This is a genomic window from Arthrobacter sp. StoSoilB5 (assembly GCF_019977235.1).
Taxonomy (GTDB): Bacteria; Actinomycetota; Actinomycetes; order Actinomycetales; family Micrococcaceae; genus Arthrobacter.
This window is the reverse complement of sequence record NZ_AP024646.1, coordinates 1855913-1871327: the sequence shown is the minus strand read 5'-3', so window position 1 is coordinate 1871327 and position 15415 is coordinate 1855913. Positions and strand designations below refer to the sequence as shown.

14 protein-coding genes are annotated in these 15415 nt (G+C 62.3%); all 14 read right to left on the bottom strand.

All coding sequences use genetic code 11. The annotated features are described in order from the left end of the window. Positions 1–42: 42 nt before the first annotated feature. The 14 genes from LDN75_RS08510 to LDN75_RS08445 all read right to left on the bottom strand — a co-directional run bounded on the left by LDN75_RS08510 (position 43) and on the right by LDN75_RS08445 (position 15343). Positions 43–732, bottom strand: a complete 690-nt coding sequence (locus LDN75_RS08510; RefSeq protein WP_223936714.1) for a DivIVA domain-containing protein — start codon at positions 730–732, stop codon at positions 43–45. Between the two features lie 172 nt (positions 733–904). Continuing rightward, positions 905–1192, bottom strand: a complete 288-nt coding sequence (locus LDN75_RS08505) for a YggT family protein (protein ID WP_223936713.1) — start codon at positions 1190–1192, stop codon at positions 905–907. A 132-nt stretch (positions 1193–1324) separates the two neighbouring features. Then, a complete protein-coding gene (gene sepF / locus LDN75_RS08500; RefSeq protein WP_216922977.1) occupies positions 1325–1858 on the bottom strand; it encodes a cell division protein SepF in 534 nt (177 codons plus the stop codon). Between the two features lie 85 nt (positions 1859–1943). Then, positions 1944–2702, bottom strand: coding sequence for a YggS family pyridoxal phosphate-dependent enzyme (locus LDN75_RS08495; protein ID WP_223936711.1), 759 nt, complete (start codon positions 2700–2702; stop codon positions 1944–1946). Then, positions 2695–3405, bottom strand: a complete 711-nt coding sequence (locus LDN75_RS08490; protein ID WP_223936709.1) for a polyphenol oxidase family protein — start codon at positions 3403–3405, stop codon at positions 2695–2697. Before LDN75_RS08490 ends, LDN75_RS08495 begins: the two co-directional genes overlap by 8 nt. A 25-nt stretch (positions 3406–3430) precedes the next feature. Further along, the gene (gene ftsZ / locus LDN75_RS08485) at positions 3431–4651 is read right to left on the bottom strand and encodes a cell division protein FtsZ (RefSeq protein WP_216922971.1); all 1221 of its coding nucleotides are present in this window, start codon (positions 4649–4651) and stop codon (positions 3431–3433) included. A gap of 216 nt (positions 4652–4867) precedes the next feature. Then, complete coding sequence (locus LDN75_RS08480; RefSeq protein ID WP_223936707.1) at positions 4868–5746, bottom strand: FtsQ-type POTRA domain-containing protein; 879 nt, start codon at positions 5744–5746, stop codon at positions 4868–4870. Continuing rightward, positions 5739–7109, bottom strand: coding sequence for a UDP-N-acetylmuramate--L-alanine ligase (gene murC / locus LDN75_RS08475; protein ID WP_223936702.1), 1371 nt, complete (start codon positions 7107–7109; stop codon positions 5739–5741). Before murC ends, LDN75_RS08480 begins: the two co-directional genes overlap by 8 nt. Further along, positions 7106–8224: an undecaprenyldiphospho-muramoylpentapeptide beta-N-acetylglucosaminyltransferase gene (gene murG, locus LDN75_RS08470; protein ID WP_223936700.1), complete on the bottom strand. Its 1119-nt coding sequence runs from the start codon at positions 8222–8224 to the stop codon at positions 7106–7108. The genes murC and murG overlap by 4 nt, the downstream gene beginning before the upstream one ends. 6 nt (positions 8225–8230) lie before the next feature. Further along, on the bottom strand, positions 8231–9532 hold the full coding sequence (ftsW, locus tag LDN75_RS08465; RefSeq protein WP_223936699.1) for a putative lipid II flippase FtsW: 1302 nt from the start codon (positions 9530–9532) through the stop codon (positions 8231–8233). 2 nt (positions 9533–9534) lie between these two features. Then, entirely contained in the window at positions 9535–11124 is a 1590-nt protein-coding gene (gene murD / locus LDN75_RS08460) for a UDP-N-acetylmuramoyl-L-alanine--D-glutamate ligase (protein WP_223936697.1), read from the bottom strand. After that, on the bottom strand, positions 11106–12215 hold the full coding sequence (gene mraY / locus LDN75_RS08455; RefSeq protein ID WP_223936692.1) for a phospho-N-acetylmuramoyl-pentapeptide-transferase: 1110 nt from the start codon (positions 12213–12215) through the stop codon (positions 11106–11108). Before mraY ends, murD begins: the two co-directional genes overlap by 19 nt. Next, positions 12212–13702, bottom strand: coding sequence for a UDP-N-acetylmuramoyl-tripeptide--D-alanyl-D-alanine ligase (gene murF, locus LDN75_RS08450; protein ID WP_223936691.1), 1491 nt, complete (start codon positions 13700–13702; stop codon positions 12212–12214). The genes mraY and murF overlap by 4 nt, the downstream gene beginning before the upstream one ends. 6 nt (positions 13703–13708) lie before the next feature. Next, on the bottom strand, positions 13709–15343 hold the full coding sequence (locus LDN75_RS08445; RefSeq protein ID WP_223936690.1) for a UDP-N-acetylmuramoyl-L-alanyl-D-glutamate--2,6-diaminopimelate ligase: 1635 nt from the start codon (positions 15341–15343) through the stop codon (positions 13709–13711). Positions 15344–15415 lie beyond the last annotated feature (72 nt).

Sequence of the window (15415 nt, the reverse complement as noted above, 5' to 3'; positions counted from 1 at the left end):
GGTGGCAGATGAGACCTCAGCCACCGGCTTTCAGAATACTTGCTAAACGTCAGCGGTTGCTTCGCCGACCTCAGGGGCAGCGACGGAACCACGGGCGTCGAGGTCGCGCAGCTGGCCCTCGATGTAGGCCTTCAGGCGCGAGCGGTAGTCGCGTTCGAAGCCACGGAGCTGCTCAACCTTGCGCTCGAGGACCGAGCGCTGCTGCTCAAGGGCGCCAAGGATCTTGCGGGACTTCTCCTGGGCGTCGTTGACCAGGCTGGAAGCCTCGATCTGCGCCTCAGCGATGATCTTTTCCTTCTGCTGTGCACCGTCGGCAACGTGCTTGTCGTGCATCTGCTGCGCCATGGCCAGCAGGCCTGCAGCGGACTCAGCGGAAGGCGTAACACCGTTGCTGGGTGCAGGTGCCTTGGCAGCCGCAGCGGCCTGCTCGGCTTCCTTCTTCTTGGCAGCTTCAGCAGCCTTGGCCTCGGCTTCCGCCTTGGCCTCGGCTTCCTTGTCCACCTTGACCGGGGCCGGAACCTTCTCGACGACCGGAGCCGCAGCAGTTGCCGCCGGCACGGCCGAGCCAGCTTCGCCGAGCTTCTTGCGAAGTTCGTCGTTCTCCTGGTTCAGGCGGCGCAGTTCAACCACGATCTCGTCGAGGAAGTCATCTACCTCGTCCTGGTCGTAGCCTTCGCGGAACTTGGTCGGCTGAAAGCGCTTGTTGACAACGTCTTCTGGCGTCAAAGCCATCTGGTCACCTCGTTGGTCTAGTTAGTCAGTAGGCCTTCCGGCCGTTCAAAACTACGGTACCTAAATATCATCTGGTTCCTCCAATTCAACACCATCGTGTTGAATTGGAGAATTTGCGGCCTTCGGACCATTCGTAAGGCCCTGGTTCCGCGGTACAGCCATCACCGCTCAGCTATGCCAGGCTGCTGCTCACCGCCATGGCAATGCTTACGGCGATAATCAGGATCAGGAAGCCCAGGTCAAGGGAGATACCGCCCAGTTGCAGTGGCGGTATCAGCCTGCGAAGCCTCCTCAGTGGTGGGTCTGTCACGGAGTAGACAACATGGGCTGTTACCAAAGCCACACCGCGGGGCCGCCATTGACGGGCGAACATCTGAACCCATTCGAAGATCAGCCTGATGATAAGGGCAATGAAAAACAGCAACAACACAATATAGATAAGGCCGAAAACAATGCCCACGAGTTAGCTCAGATCTCCCACTTGTTCCGGAATGCCGATCAGTCCCTACTCTTGCAACGCCGATCGGTCCTTACTATTGCAACACAGATGCCAGGCAGGTTGGCCCGCCTGGCATCCTGGCAACGATCGTTCTTAGCTTTGGTTGAAGAAGCTGGCCTGGGTTTCACTGGCCTTCTTGTCGTCCCCGATGACTTCGACGTAGGACGGCGACAACAGGAAGACCTTGTTCGTCACCCTCTCAATGCTGCCGTGGAGGCCAAAAACCAAACCGGCGGAGAAGTCCACCAGGCGCTTGGCGTCTGCCTCGCCCATATCAGTCACATTCATGATCACGGGAATGCCATCCCGGAAGCTTTCACCAATAATCTTGGCGTCATTGTAGGAACGTGGATGAACTGTGGTGATCTGCCTCAAGCCAGAGGCATCTTCGCGGCTCGACGCCGCACGCTTGATGGGTGTCACGGGTGCGCGGTATTCCTCTTCGGCGTCAACAGTGGGCATTTCACGGACAACTTCCCGGACGGGTGCAGGAGCTCGGCGCTCTTCCCGGTCCTGTGCCTGGGGGCGTTCTTCGTCGTGGTGCGCGACGGCCTGCTCAGATTCGTAGTGTTCATCGCCGTCGGCGAGCCCAAGATAGATCATTGTCTTGCGCAGAGCGCCAGCCATGGTGCACTCCTATCGTTTCTGCAGTAGGCGGGCCGCCATGACTTGACATATTGGAACCCCGGCCCGTTATTCCAATACTTTGACGCTACCCCACGGCCGGACGCGAACCGAGAATATCGGAGCCAATTCTCAGGTGTGTCGCCCCAAACTTGATAGCGGCCTCAAGGTCCTGGCTCATCCCTGCTGATATCCCGGAAGCGTCCGGATAATTAGCCCGGAGTGCTGCGGAAATGACCGCCAGTCTTTCAAACGCCGCTTCGGGATCGGCACCCAACGGCGCCACGGCCATCAAGCCGGCCAGCCTCAGTCCGGGCGCGGAAGCGATCTTCTCCGCAAGGGATTCCACCTCCAAGGGATGGGCGCCGCCACGGTGGGCACCGGCGTCCTCATCCAGGCTGACCTGCACGTAACACTCAAGGTCATCTCGCCCGGTGGCATCTTTTTCACGGGAGATTGCCTTTTCCAGCGCGTCAATCACCTGGGGGCGATCCACGGACTGTACAGAGTAGGCGTATTTGGCCACTGACTTCGCTTTTTTGCTTTGCAACTGTCCAATGAAGTGCCATCGGACGTCCAGGTCTGCGAGCTCGGCGCTCTTGGCTGCAGCCTCCTGGTCCCGGTTCTCGCCTACGTCCCGGACGCCTAATCCGGCAAGCCTCCGGACATCCGCTGCCGGGTGGAACTTGGTCACGACGATCAGCCCCGGCGGATCCTCACGTCCTGCCGCAGCTGTTGCCGCTGAGATCCGTGTCCTGACCACCTCAAGACGCCGGGCGAGTTCCGTGGTGCGGGGATCCGAAGCTGCGTCACCAGGCAAGGCGTCGTTGCTTCCAAGGCTAGTCATGCGTCCACACCAAACCTGCGAATCGGCCGGTACGGGAATTCCGCCGGTATGAAAATAGGGACTCATTTTCCAGGGTGCATTCCCCTGAGTACTCAACGGTGACGCCACCTTCAGCCAGTTGGGAGCGAACACCAGCTGGAAGATCCAAGGCCGGCGTTCCCCACGATGTCCTCGACCAGGCAGCAGGTACCACCGCGGCAACATCCTCGCGAAGCTGCTCGGGAACCTCGTAGCACGAGCCACAGATGGAGGGCCCAAGCCAGGCACTGATGTTCCGGGCACCGAGCCTGCGCATCTCTTGGATGGTGGCAGGGACAACGGCGGAGGCTACACCAGGCCTGCCAGCGTGCGCGACTGCGATGACCGGATCGCGATCGCCGGCGTCACCGACGAAGACTACAGGAACACAGTCCGCCACCATGACAGACAAAGGCTGGGCAGCCTGAACACCCCGGGGCATGGAGACCATTGCATCGGCCGTGGGTCCAGGACCGTACGTCGAAATGACCGCGACCTCGTTGCCGTGAACCTGGTCCATGTACTGAAAGCTACGGCCGCCGAGGCTTGCCGCATCATCCAACCGGGCGCGACGCGCAGTCACATCCGCGGAGTTGTCCCCCACATGTAGGGCCAGGTTCCCGGCGCCTATGTCCGTGAAGGCAACAGAAACGCCGGGCCGTACTTCATTGCGCCACCAAAACACGGGATATTGACTCTCCGCAGCCCGCTTACTTCAGGAAATCCGGAACGTCGAGGTCATCCGAGCGGCTGCCCGAGAGGTCCGGCTCCACAACGGCCGGAAGGTCGACGTCGAAGCCTGAGTCAGCGGGAAGCGCCGACGGACGCTGCTGGCCCCAGTTGCTCAGGCCTGCGGCGCCGATGCCGGCAGTTGCATGCTGCGGCGCGTTTGCATTCGAAGGAGCTGTGCTCGGAGCCGCAGGACGTTCGGCGGGCACGGGGTTCTGCGCGGGACGCGACTGGTCCATGGACGGAGAGGTTGCCTTGACGTCGTCGAATCCAGCAGCAATGACGGTGACGCGGGCTTCGTCGCCGAGGGCGTCGTCGATGACCGCACCGAAGATGATGTTCGCCTCAGGGTGGGCAACTTCCTGTACCAAGCGGGCTGCCTCGTTGATTTCGAACAGGCCGAGGTCTGAACCACCCTGGATGGACAGCAACACGCCATGTGCGCCATCGATGGAGGCCTCCAGGAGCGGCGAGGCGATGGCGAGTTCTGCAGCCTTGACGGCACGGTCTTCACCGCGGGCGGAACCGATACCCATGAGCGCCGAGCCGGCTCCCTGCATGACGGACTTGACGTCCGCGAAGTCGAGGTTGATCAGGCCCGGAGTGGTGATGAGGTCCGTGATGCCCTGGACGCCGGAAAGAAGTACCTGGTCAGCGGAGCGGAAAGCGTCCAGGACGGAGACGTTGCGATCGCTGATGGACAGGAGGCGGTCGTTGGGGATGACGATCAGGGTGTCGACTTCGTCACGCAAGGCGTCGATGCCGGCTTCAGCGGAGCCCGCACGACGGCGGCCTTCGAAAGTGAAGGGACGGGTAACCACGCCAATGGTCAGCGCACCCAGGGAACGGGCGATGCGCGCGACGACGGGAGCTCCACCGGTACCAGTGCCACCGCCTTCGCCAGCCGTTACGAAGACCATGTCAGCGCCGCGGAGAACTTCTTCGATCTCGTCAGCGTGGTCTTCGGCAGCCTGCTTGCCGACCTCGGGGTTGGCTCCGGCGCCGAGGCCGCGGGTGAGCTCACGACCGACGTCGAGCTTGACGTCGGCGTCGCTCATGAGGAGCGCTTGCGCGTCAGTGTTAATGGCGATGAACTCGACGCCCCGGAGGCCGACTTCGATCATGCGATTGACTGCGTTCACGCCACCGCCGCCGATGCCGACGACCTTGATGACGGCCAAGTAATTCTGCGGTGCTGCCACGTTTCGTGCCCCTTGCTTGTGTCCTATAGCGAAACTGATCGAGTCCAACTTGAATTCTTGGACCTTAACCCTCTAGTTGAAGGTTATAGTTATGTCAAGTAACTCTACTGCGACGGTATTTCCTCCGCTTCGCACATGCAATGACCGCTTGCGCGTGTCGCTTGATTGTCGCGAAATAAGGTCACCGAGGCCCGCAGGTTACGTGCTCAATGCTCTTTATTTGGTGAATGGATGCCGGGGCACACTGACGTCGTAGACGTTCACGGGAACTTTGGGATCCGGCGGCATCTTCAGCAGGGCCTCAAGCGCCTTCGCCTTCAGTTCCTTGTCCTCGGCATTGCCCCACACTATCGTCTTTCCATCCACGAGTTTTAGCTCAACGGCATCGACGGACGCGGCAGAGGCGGTGGACATCCGGGCAAGCACATCGGCCGGCAAGGTGTTCAGGACCGCCGCAATCGCTTTGAACAACCCAGTGTTGGTGGCACCTGCGCCGGGGTCGATCAAGGGCAACGCCACGGATGACTGGTCCTGCGTGGCTCCCAGCTGTACGCCGTCGACGTCCACCATCATGAACGAGTCACCTTGTTTCAACAGCGCCACGGGCACGCGCTCGTTGACGTGGACCAGCAATTCCGACGGCGGCCTGGCCTCCACCGTTGCCGAACGGACCTGGACCAAGGGCTGCAGGAGCTCATTGATTTCCTGCTCGTTCACCTGCGGCAATGGCTTGCCCTGCATCCCTGACAAGGCCTTCTGCACAGCGTCGGGCGTCAGCAGCTTGGTGCCGTCCACAGTGATGGTCCGGACCGCGAGTACAGGCGAATAGATTGCGCCCGCTATGAGCGCCGCCACGAAGGCGCCCACAATGGAGAACGTCCACACGGCCAGCCTGCGTTTCCGGCGCCCCTTCGGCTCCGGAAAAACAATGACATTGTCCGCGCTGTCCGGTTTATTCGCGCCCTGCGGTGCAGATGGCTCAAGGGTGCGCTGGGCGCTGATGACGCTTTGCGGGGAGCTCCCGGCAGGACGGCTCTTTTTCTCCCGGTTGGATTCCAGCCCGGGCTTGAAGGTCGGCTTGCGGGTGCTAGCCACCCAACGCCTCCACAATCACCGGACCGTAAGCGGTAACATCTCCGGCTCCCACGGTCAGGACTATGTCCCCCTCGCCGGCTGCGGCCACAATAGCTTCCACGGCTTCGTTACTGGACACCAGCCGCCCCTGCGACAACCGGTCGGCGATCAACGAACTGGTGACCCCGGGGATGGGGTCTTCACGTGCAGGATAGATGTCCAGGACCAGCGCCGTGTCCGCGGTGTCCAGGGCCGCTGCAAACTCCGCGGCGAACTCCCGGGTCCGGGAAAACAAGTGCGGTTGAAAGAGAACGTGGACCTTGTGGCCGCCAGCCACCGAGCGTGCGGCGGACAAGGCGGCACGGACCTCGGTTGGGTGGTGGGCGTAGTCGTCGTACACGCGCACTCCCCTCCCCTGGCCTTTGAGTTCAAAGCGCCGGGACGCACCGGTAAAGTGCCCCAGTGCTTCGGCCGCCCTTTCGGGCGCTACGCCAAGTTCCAGCGCGACGGCGAATGCGGCGGCCGCGTTCAAGGCGTTGTGCCGTCCGGGAACCTGCAGGTTCAGCGTGTGACGGGCGCCGTCCACCGCAACGGAGACATCACCCGGCCCCCCATCCTGGAGGAGGATATCGGCGTCGTGACCCGTTCCGTACGTAAGAACGCGCGTGGTTCCCTTGGCAGCTGTCCGGTCTGCAAGGGCGCGGGCGCCGGCGTCGTCCGCACATGCCAGGAGGACTCCGTGCGGCGGCAGGAGTGCTACGAAGTTGTCGAAGGAGGCAAAAACAGCTTCCGCGGTTCCATAGTGGTCCAGGTGGTCGGCTTCCACGTTGGTAACGACGGCGATGAGCGGACGGTAATTGAGGAACGAGCCATCGGACTCGTCCGCTTCCGCGACGAAAATATCCGAGGATCCGTGGGCCGCGTTGACCCCCAGCGCCGGGACGTTCGCGCCAATGGCGAACGACGGATCCAACCCTGCTTCCTTGAGCAGGACGGCGACCATGGACGTGGTGGTCGACTTGCCGTGGGTGCCGGCGATAGTGACAACCCTGTGGCCGTCCATTGTTGCAGCCAATGCCTCGGATCGATGCAGCACGGGCAAACCGGCCTCGCGTGCCGCGGACAACTCAGGATTGTCCGAACGGATTGCGGAACCGGCCACCACGGTCTGGGCATCGCCCAGGTTGCCGGAATCGTATCCGACGGCGATGCGGGCACCCGCGGCAGAAAGATCGTGCATGACCGGCAGGTCCTTGGCGTCCGTACCACTTACAGGAACGCCACGAGCCACCATGATCCGGGCGATGGCAGACATTCCCACCCCACCGATGCCAATGAAATGTACGCGTCCGAGGGACTCTAGAGGTGCATTTGCGTGGGTCATGCGGATACCGCTTCCAAGACAAGATCAGCCATGCGCTGATCAGCGTTTCTGATGCCGAGCGCCTCGGATCTGCGGGCCATGTCGTCCAGCCTGCCGCGATCCAAAACGAGTGGAATAAGTTCGTCTTTGAGCCATTCCGGGGTGAATTCTTTGTCGTCGACCATCAAGGCGCCACCAGCTTCCACCAGGGCGGCTGCGTTGAGCGCTTGTTCCCCGTTGCCGATGGGCAAGGGCACGAACACAGCAGGAACCCCTACTGCTGCTACTTCGCTGACGGTTGCGGCGCCGGCACGCGCCAGCAGGATGTCTGCGGCAGCATAGACATTCTCCATCCCGTCTACGTACTCCACCTGCCTGTAGCCATCAGCGGCGAGGAGGCCGCCGTCGTTATCCAGGACGGCCTTGCCTGTACCGGTGATGTGCAGTGTCTGGATCCCGGCAGCAGCCAAGGCGGGCAAGGCGGAAACGACTGCCCGGTTGATACTCAGTGCACCCGAAGACCCACCGGTCACGATCAAGGCAGGACGGTCCGGATTAAAGCCCAGCGAAGCCTTGGCAGCCGGGCCGATGGAGGCTCGATCGAGTCCAGAGATCGCACGTCGCATCGGCATTCCAACGTGGCGGGCACCCCGGAGCCGCGTGCCGGCAAACGCTACGGCGACGTGGCGGCTGAAGCGTGCGCCTACGCGGTTCGCAAGCCCCGCTTTCATGTTGGCCTCATGGATCACGATAGGCGTACCGCGCCTGCGCGCCGCAAGGTACATGGGCGTGCACACGTAGCCTCCCACCCCCACAAGGACATCTGCTTGTGCGTCGTCCAGGATTCGACCCGCTTGCTTGATGGCTCCCGCAAGGCGCCCGGGAAGCCTCAGCAAGTCAAGGCCCGGTTTCCGTGGGAACGGGACGCGGTCGATAGTGGCGAGCTCGTACCCGGCGGCCGGGACAAGCCTGGTTTCCAGGCCCGACGGCGTGCCGACAGCCAGGATGGCAGCTTCCGGACGCTTTTCCTTGATTGCGTCCGCGATGGCCAGCAACGGACTGACGTGGCCGGCCGTACCGCCGCCTGCAAGCACGACGGACAACGGCTTGGACACGTGGGGGGAATCTGAAGTCATGAAGTGCTATTTACGCTTTCGTGCGGTCTTGGACAAACGACGCGGCAAGAGCCGGGGACGCTGTTGTGGTGGCAACTGTCCGCGGGCCAAGGACAACACTACGCCCACGCCGCACAGCGACATCACCAAGGCCGAGCCGCCTGCTGAAATGAAAGGCAGTGGGACGCCAATCACGGGAAGCAGTTGGGTCACCACGGCCATGTTCATGCTTGCCTGTCCCAGAAGCCACACCATAATGCCACCGGCGAGCGTGCGCTGGAACGGATCGGTCTGCCGGACCACTACGCGGAAAATGGCGATGCCAAGGATGGCGAACAACACGAGGACCACAAGAGTCCCCACCAGTCCAAGTTCCTCGCCGATGATGGCAAAGATGAAGTCGTTATGGGCCTCAGGAAGCCAGTTGTATTTTTGCCGGCTTTGCCCCAGTCCGAGTCCGGTCCAACTGCCCTGCGCCAATCCGTACATGCCATTGGTGGACTGGTACGTGAAGTCGGAGTCTGCGGTGCAGGAATCCCCTGCCATGCCCAGCCAAGCCGTCACCCGGCAGATCCGGTTGGGACTGATGATTGTCATGGCCGCAGCGCCGACGGCTCCTGCGACGCCGGCAATTGCCAGCATCTTGGTAGGAACCCCGGCAAAGTACAACCCTGCAGCCACAATGGCCATGACAACGATCGCGGTACCCAGGTCATTGCCAACCAGGATCAGCCCAAGGACCAGGCCAGCGCCGGGGACCACGGGGATGATGACGTGCATCCAGCGATGCAGGTACTTCTCCTTGCGCGCCAGGACCGCCGCGATCCAAACACAAAGAACCAACTTGGAAATTTCCGAGGGCTGGATGCTGATGCCGCCGATGTCGATCCAGTTCTGGTTGCCCAGGGTGCTGCGACCGAAAACCTGGACAAGTATCAGCAGGACCACAACGGCGCCGAGTCCCCACCAGGACAATCTCTTCATCCAGCTGACGTTTGTCCGGGAGATCAGGTACATCGCCACGAGTCCGACCACACCAAACATCGCCTGCTTCAGGGCGTCGGCATACGGCGACTTGCCTTCCGAGATCGCTTCGACGCTGGAAGCGGAAAGCACCATCATCACACCGATGGCCGTGAGGGCCAGGGCGCATCCAAGAATGAGGTAGTACGTGGAGCTGTTGGGGGCTTTGCTCTTGCCCTCCAGGCCTTCCCAGAAGGAGCGAAGGTGTCCCCGGAGCCGGGCGGGCTGTTTGGGGGCAGCCTGCGGAGCCTTGGCTTCGACGTCCCCGGAAACCTTGCCGCGGCCGCGGGTGGGCGTGCTGACCATTGCTACTCCTCGGTGGTCTGTGCCTGCCCTTCCACGAGCTCGCGTACTGCCTGGACGAAAGCGTCGCCACGGTGAGCGTAGGAAGAGAACTGATCCATGGATGCAGCCGCTGGGGCCATGAGCACGGTGTCACCTGGCTCAGCCACGCCGGCTGCTGCCTCCACAGCCTGGGCCATGATGGTCTCACCGAAAATCGGCGAGGAGGCGTTACCGTCCGCGGTCTGCACACTTTCAGTGTCGCCCTTGGGCTGCGCTATCACCGGGACATCCGGTGCGTGTCGCTGGAGGGACGCTTCCAGGGCCTCCGTATCAGTGCCGATGAGCACCACGGACTTCAATCGGGCCGCGTGCTCCTTGACGAGGTCGTCATAGTTCACGCCCTTGGAGAGCCCGCCAGCAATCCATACCACGTTGTGGAAAGCGGAAAGAGCGGCCGAGGCAGCGTGGGGGTTGGTGGCCTTTGAATCATTAATCCATAGGACGTCGTTGTGTTTGGCCACGAGCTGGATACGATGCGCGCCTGGCAGATAGTTGACCAAGCCCTGCCTCACGGCGACAGGCTCAACCCCATAAGCTCGCACGAGGGCTGCGGCGGCCAAGGCGTTGGCCACCATGTGGCGGGGTGCCACTGGCCCAAGATCGGAGATGGAGGCGAGTTCGGCGGCTGAGTCCTTACGCTCTTCGATAAAAGCGCGGTCAACCAGCAACCCGTCCACGACTCCCAACATGCTGATGCCAGGCGTGTTCGTGGTGAATCCGATCGCGCGGCAACCTTCCACGACGTCGGCGTTCTCCACCATGCGTTCGGTTTCGATTTGGTCGGCGTTGTAGATAGCTGCTTTTTGGGTGTTCTCGTAGACCTTGGCCTTGTCCGCAAGGTACGAGGTATAAGAGCCATGCCAGTCCACGTGGTCTTCTGCGACGTTAAGGCACACGCTGGCTACCGGAGACAACGATTGGCTCCAATGCAGCTGGAAGCTGGAGAGTTCCACCGCAAAAGCGTCGTACTCCACTGGATCCCTGAGCGCGTCAAGGATGGGCGTGCCTACGTTGCCCACCGCGATGGCTTTGAGTCCGGCTGCCTGCAGCATGGATTCGGTCATGCCCACCGTGGTGGTCTTGCCGTTGGTCCCGGTGATGGTGAGCCAGTCAGCAGTCTTCCGGCCGGCACGTTCACGGACGCGCCATGCCAATTCGACGTCTCCCCACACGGGAATGTGCTTGCGCTTGGCAGCGGCCAGCAGGGCCTGGTCGGGACGCCATCCCGGCGAAGTCACAACGAGTTCCGGCTTGTTTCCGTCGATGAGCGGCAGAACCTTGACTGCTTCTTCGCCGAGCAGGACATCCACCGCGCCCACGATTTTCAAGGTGTCCGCTTGTGCCTTGGCTTTGGCCGTGGTGGCGGCATCCACCACAACAACCTTTGCGCCAAGTTCGATGAGCGTATCTGCGGCAGCAAAACCGGATACGCCAATCCCCGTCACCACCACGCGCAACCCGCTCCAGTCGGCGTCCCAGCTGGTGAGATCCTTGAGCCGGTCGTTGGCCGACGGCGCGCTCTCCTGGTTTGCGTTCACAGCAGTACCACCCATTCAGCGTAGAAGATTCCAAGACCTGCAGCCACGAAGAGCCCCGCCAGGATCCAGAAGCGGACAACAACCGTGACCTCCGCCCATCCCTTCAGTTCGAAGTGATGTTGGAGCGGGGCCATCTTGAAGACGCGTTTGCCACCTGACAGCTTGAAGAAACCCACCTGGATAATGACAGAAAGGGTGATGAGGACGAACAGCCCGCCGATGAAAGCCAGCAAAAGTTCCGTGCGTGACAAGATCGCGAAGGCGGCAACAGCGCCACCGATTGCCAGGGAGCCGGTGTCCCCCATGAAGATCTTGGCCGGTGAGGTATTCCACCACAGGAAACCCACCAAGGCCGCGCTCAGTATTGCCGCCAGGAGCGCCAGGTCCATGGGGTCCCGCACTTGGTAACACCCACTGCCAGCCTCACGGGGCGAACCGCAGGCCTGGTTGTTTTGCCAGATTCCCATGATCGTGTAGGCGCCGAACACCATGATCGATGCTCCCGACGCAAGGCCGTCCAGGCCGTCGGTCAGGTTCACGCCGTTGGTAGCTGCGGTGATGATGAGGTTGGACCAAACCACGAAAAGGATGGCCCCCAGGACGGTACCGCCGAAGGCAAGATCCAGCCAGGGAATGTCGCGGACAAGGGAAATCTGTGTGGAAGCCGGACGGAGTCCGTCCTCGTTGGGAAACTGCAGCACAAGAACGGCAAAGATAATGCCAACTGCGGCCTGCAGGATCAGCTTGGCGCGGGCATTCAGCCCCAGGCTGCGCTTGTTGGAAATCTTGATGTAGTCATCCAGGAAGCCAACAAAGCCCATTCCGACCATGAGGAACAGCAAAAGCAGGCCGGAGGCGGACGGGCCGGGAGAGCGCGGGTTCATCATCCACATGATCAAGTGGGTCACGAAGTAGCTGATCAGGACCGCGGCAACAACCACCGTTCCGCCCATGGTGGGCGTGCCGCGCTTGGTGTGGTGCGAGGTGGGTCCGTCGTCGCGGATGAACTGTCCATAACTCTTGGTCACCAGGAACCTGATAAACAGCGGCGTCCCTATCAGGGCCACCAGAAGAGCGACGCCGGCGCCGATCAAAAGTGCAATCACAGCAGCTCGTTCCCTTCGCTTGCGGCATCTTCAACCGCGCTTTCCCCGGTGGGCTCGGCCCGTGGGGGTAATGCTATCCGATCACCCAAATGCCTTAGCCCCACGCCGTTGGAGGACTTGAACAACACCAGGTCTCCGGGTTGCAGCTCTCGTTGCAGGAGTTCGTAAGCTTCTTCGGCTGTTTCCGTGAACGAACATTCGTCCCCCCACGAACCTTCCTGGATGGCCGAAATATATAGGGCCCGGGCTTCGCGCCCCACCACCACCAGCCTGGAAATGTTCAAGCGAACCACTTGCGTGCCCACGGCAGTGTGTTCCCGGATGGAATCCTCTCCGAGCTCGAGCATGGCGCCAAGGACAGCCCATGTCCGCCTGCCCTGGCCAAGATCAGCGAGGGTGCGCAGTGCAGCCCGCATCGACTCGGGATTGGCGTTGTACGCATCGTTGATGATTGTGACACCGTCAGGGCGTTCGGTTCGTTCCATGCGCCACCTGCTGGCAGCAGACTGTGAACTAAGCGAGGAAGCAATGTCTGCCGCCGGGATGCCCGCGGCAAACGCTGCAGCAGCCGCCGCCAACAGGTTCGTCACGTGATGGCCGCCGATCAGGCGGCTTCGGACGTGAACGGAAGGGCCGCCGTCGGGCAGTACAAGTTCAAATTCGGGGTGGCCCGCGGCGTTGACCACAACGTTGCGGGCCTCGACGTCCTCGTTGGTCGCCGGGGAGGCACTAAAGCCCAGGACCCTGGCCGTGGTCCTGGTCTTCATGGCGGCAACGCGGCCATCGTCCAAGTTCAGGACTGCCGTGCCGTGCTCACTGAGCGCTTCAACGAGTTCGCCCTTGGCCGTGGCGATGTTCCCGACACCACCAAATTCGCCTGCGTGGGCCGTGCCGACCACCAGCACCACACCAACATCGGGCTGCACCATCTCAGCGAGATACTTGATGTGGCCGATGCCAGTGGCGCCCATCTCGATGACGAGGAACCTGGTCTCCGTATCGGCAGCAAAGACCGTCAGGGGCACGCCGACCTCACCGTTGTATGAACCCTGCGGCGCAACCGTGGGCCCCGCCTGGGACAACACACCGGCAAGGAGGTCCTTGGTGGTGGTCTTGCCGGCAGAACCAGTTATGCCGATCACCGTGAATTCCTCGCCGCGCTGCTCCCGGGCAGAGCGGATGCGGCGGACGGCTTCGGCAGCTAGGGCTCCCATAGCGAGGACGGCGTCGTCAACGACGACGGCGGGATACGGCTTGCCCTCGACGTCGGTGACATCGCGTTCTGCCAGGACCAGGACGGCACCCCGCTCGAAGGCAGCGTCAACGAAGTCATGGCCATCTGCGTGCTCGCCGGGCTTCGCCACGTAGAGCGAACCAGGTGTGGCTTCCCGGGAATCAGTAACGACGGACGTGGGCACGATGTCCCCGTCTCCGGTTAGACGGCCGTGGGTGATGTGGGCGATATCCGCCGCAGTAAGTGCAATCATCTCGGTTTAGGACTCTATCCGCTGGTCCGTTGAAACGCTGAATCCCCTGGATGTCAAGGCGGCTCGCAATTCCACTCTGTCATCCAGGGCCAGGTTGACGCCCTTCACCTCTTGCCATACCTCGTGGCCCCGACCTGCGATGAGGATAGTGTCCTTTGGGGTGGCCAAGTCCACTGCGAGTCGGATAGCGGCATCCCGCGGCGAGGATTCGATGATTTCACAGCTCAGGTCCCCGGCCTCACGGGCTGCGTGGGCACCTCCAAGGACATCTGAGCGGATAGCCGCTGCATCCTCATCATGGGGGTCGTCGTCACTGACAATGACGATGTCTGCCAAGCGAGCGGCGATGGCCCCCATCGTCGGACGCTTACTTTGATCCCGCTGCCCGGTAGCCCCGAACACCACGATCACCCGCGAGCCTTCTTCACGCGACCGGACAGCCTGGAGTGCGCGGGCCAGTGCATCAGGATTGTGGGCAAAGTCAACCACGGCGGCCGGCGCAGTGGAGATCAGTTGCATGCGTCCAGGAACGGCAACGGTAAAGGGGTCATGGGCATCGAGTGCGGCCTGGAGTGCCTCTACGTCTGTGCCCGATGCCAGGACCATGATGGTAGCCAGGGCGGCGTTCGCGACGTTGAAGTCACCCGGCAGGCCGGTGTGTACGCGCAGGATACGGCCGTCTGCATGCCGCAGTTCAAAATCGGTGCCGAGTCCACGGGCGGTGGTTGAGGCGACGGACCAGTCCGCCGGGACGCCTTGCGTTGCAGCCAGGGTGGTGACCGGGATGTCCGCTGTTCGCGCCAGCTCGCGGCCCCACTCGTCATCGACCATCACCACAGCCTTGCGTGCCCGTCCGGCGGTGAACAGCTCCGCCTTGGTACGGAAGTACTCGTCCATGCTGCCGTGCAGGTCCAGATGGTCCTGGGTCAGGTTCGTGAACCCGGCGACGTCGAACATCACAGCGTCCACCCGGTGATAGGCAACGGCATGGGAGGACACTTCCATGGAGGCCGCCTCCAGCCCGCGTTCCCGCATCTTGGCCAGCAGCGCATGGACGTCGGTGGACTCCGGCGTGGTCAACAGGCTCGGAATAGGATCTCCGCCGGCCAGGATCTCGATCGTTCCGATGAGCCCCGGCGTTTTGCCCAGGGCACGGAGCAAGGAGTTGATGAAGTATGTCGTGGTCGTTTTGCCGTTGGTCCCGGTCACGCCAAACAGCGTCGGGAACCCGCCGTCGTCCGGTTGGCTGCGGTAGATCAGGGCCGCCAAGCGCCCGACGACGGTCCGCGGCTCTTCGACGATAAGAACCGGTACGGGCTGCTCGCCTGCCAGCGCAAGCTGCCGCGCCCCGGCGTCGTCCGTGACAACGGCGACTGCGCCGGCGTCGACAGCCTGCGGGACGAAGTCAGCGCCATGGCGCGAGGCCCCAGGCAAGGCCATGTAAAGATCACCCGGTTCAACGGCCCGGGAGTTCAGCGAGATACCCGTCACTCCCCTGCTGTCGCCGTCCTCCGGGACGGCGACACCCAACGCTTCTGCAAGGGTGGACAAAGGCACGGCAGCCACAGATGCCGGGCGGAAGCCGGATGTGCTTGCCTCCGGCGTCGCGGCGTGGGAAGCGGCCTCATTGTGCTCTGACACGTGGTTCTCCGTTGATGCTCGGTGGAACGACCGGCTTGGGGCCAGCGGCGCCCAGTCGGTAGTGATGGATCA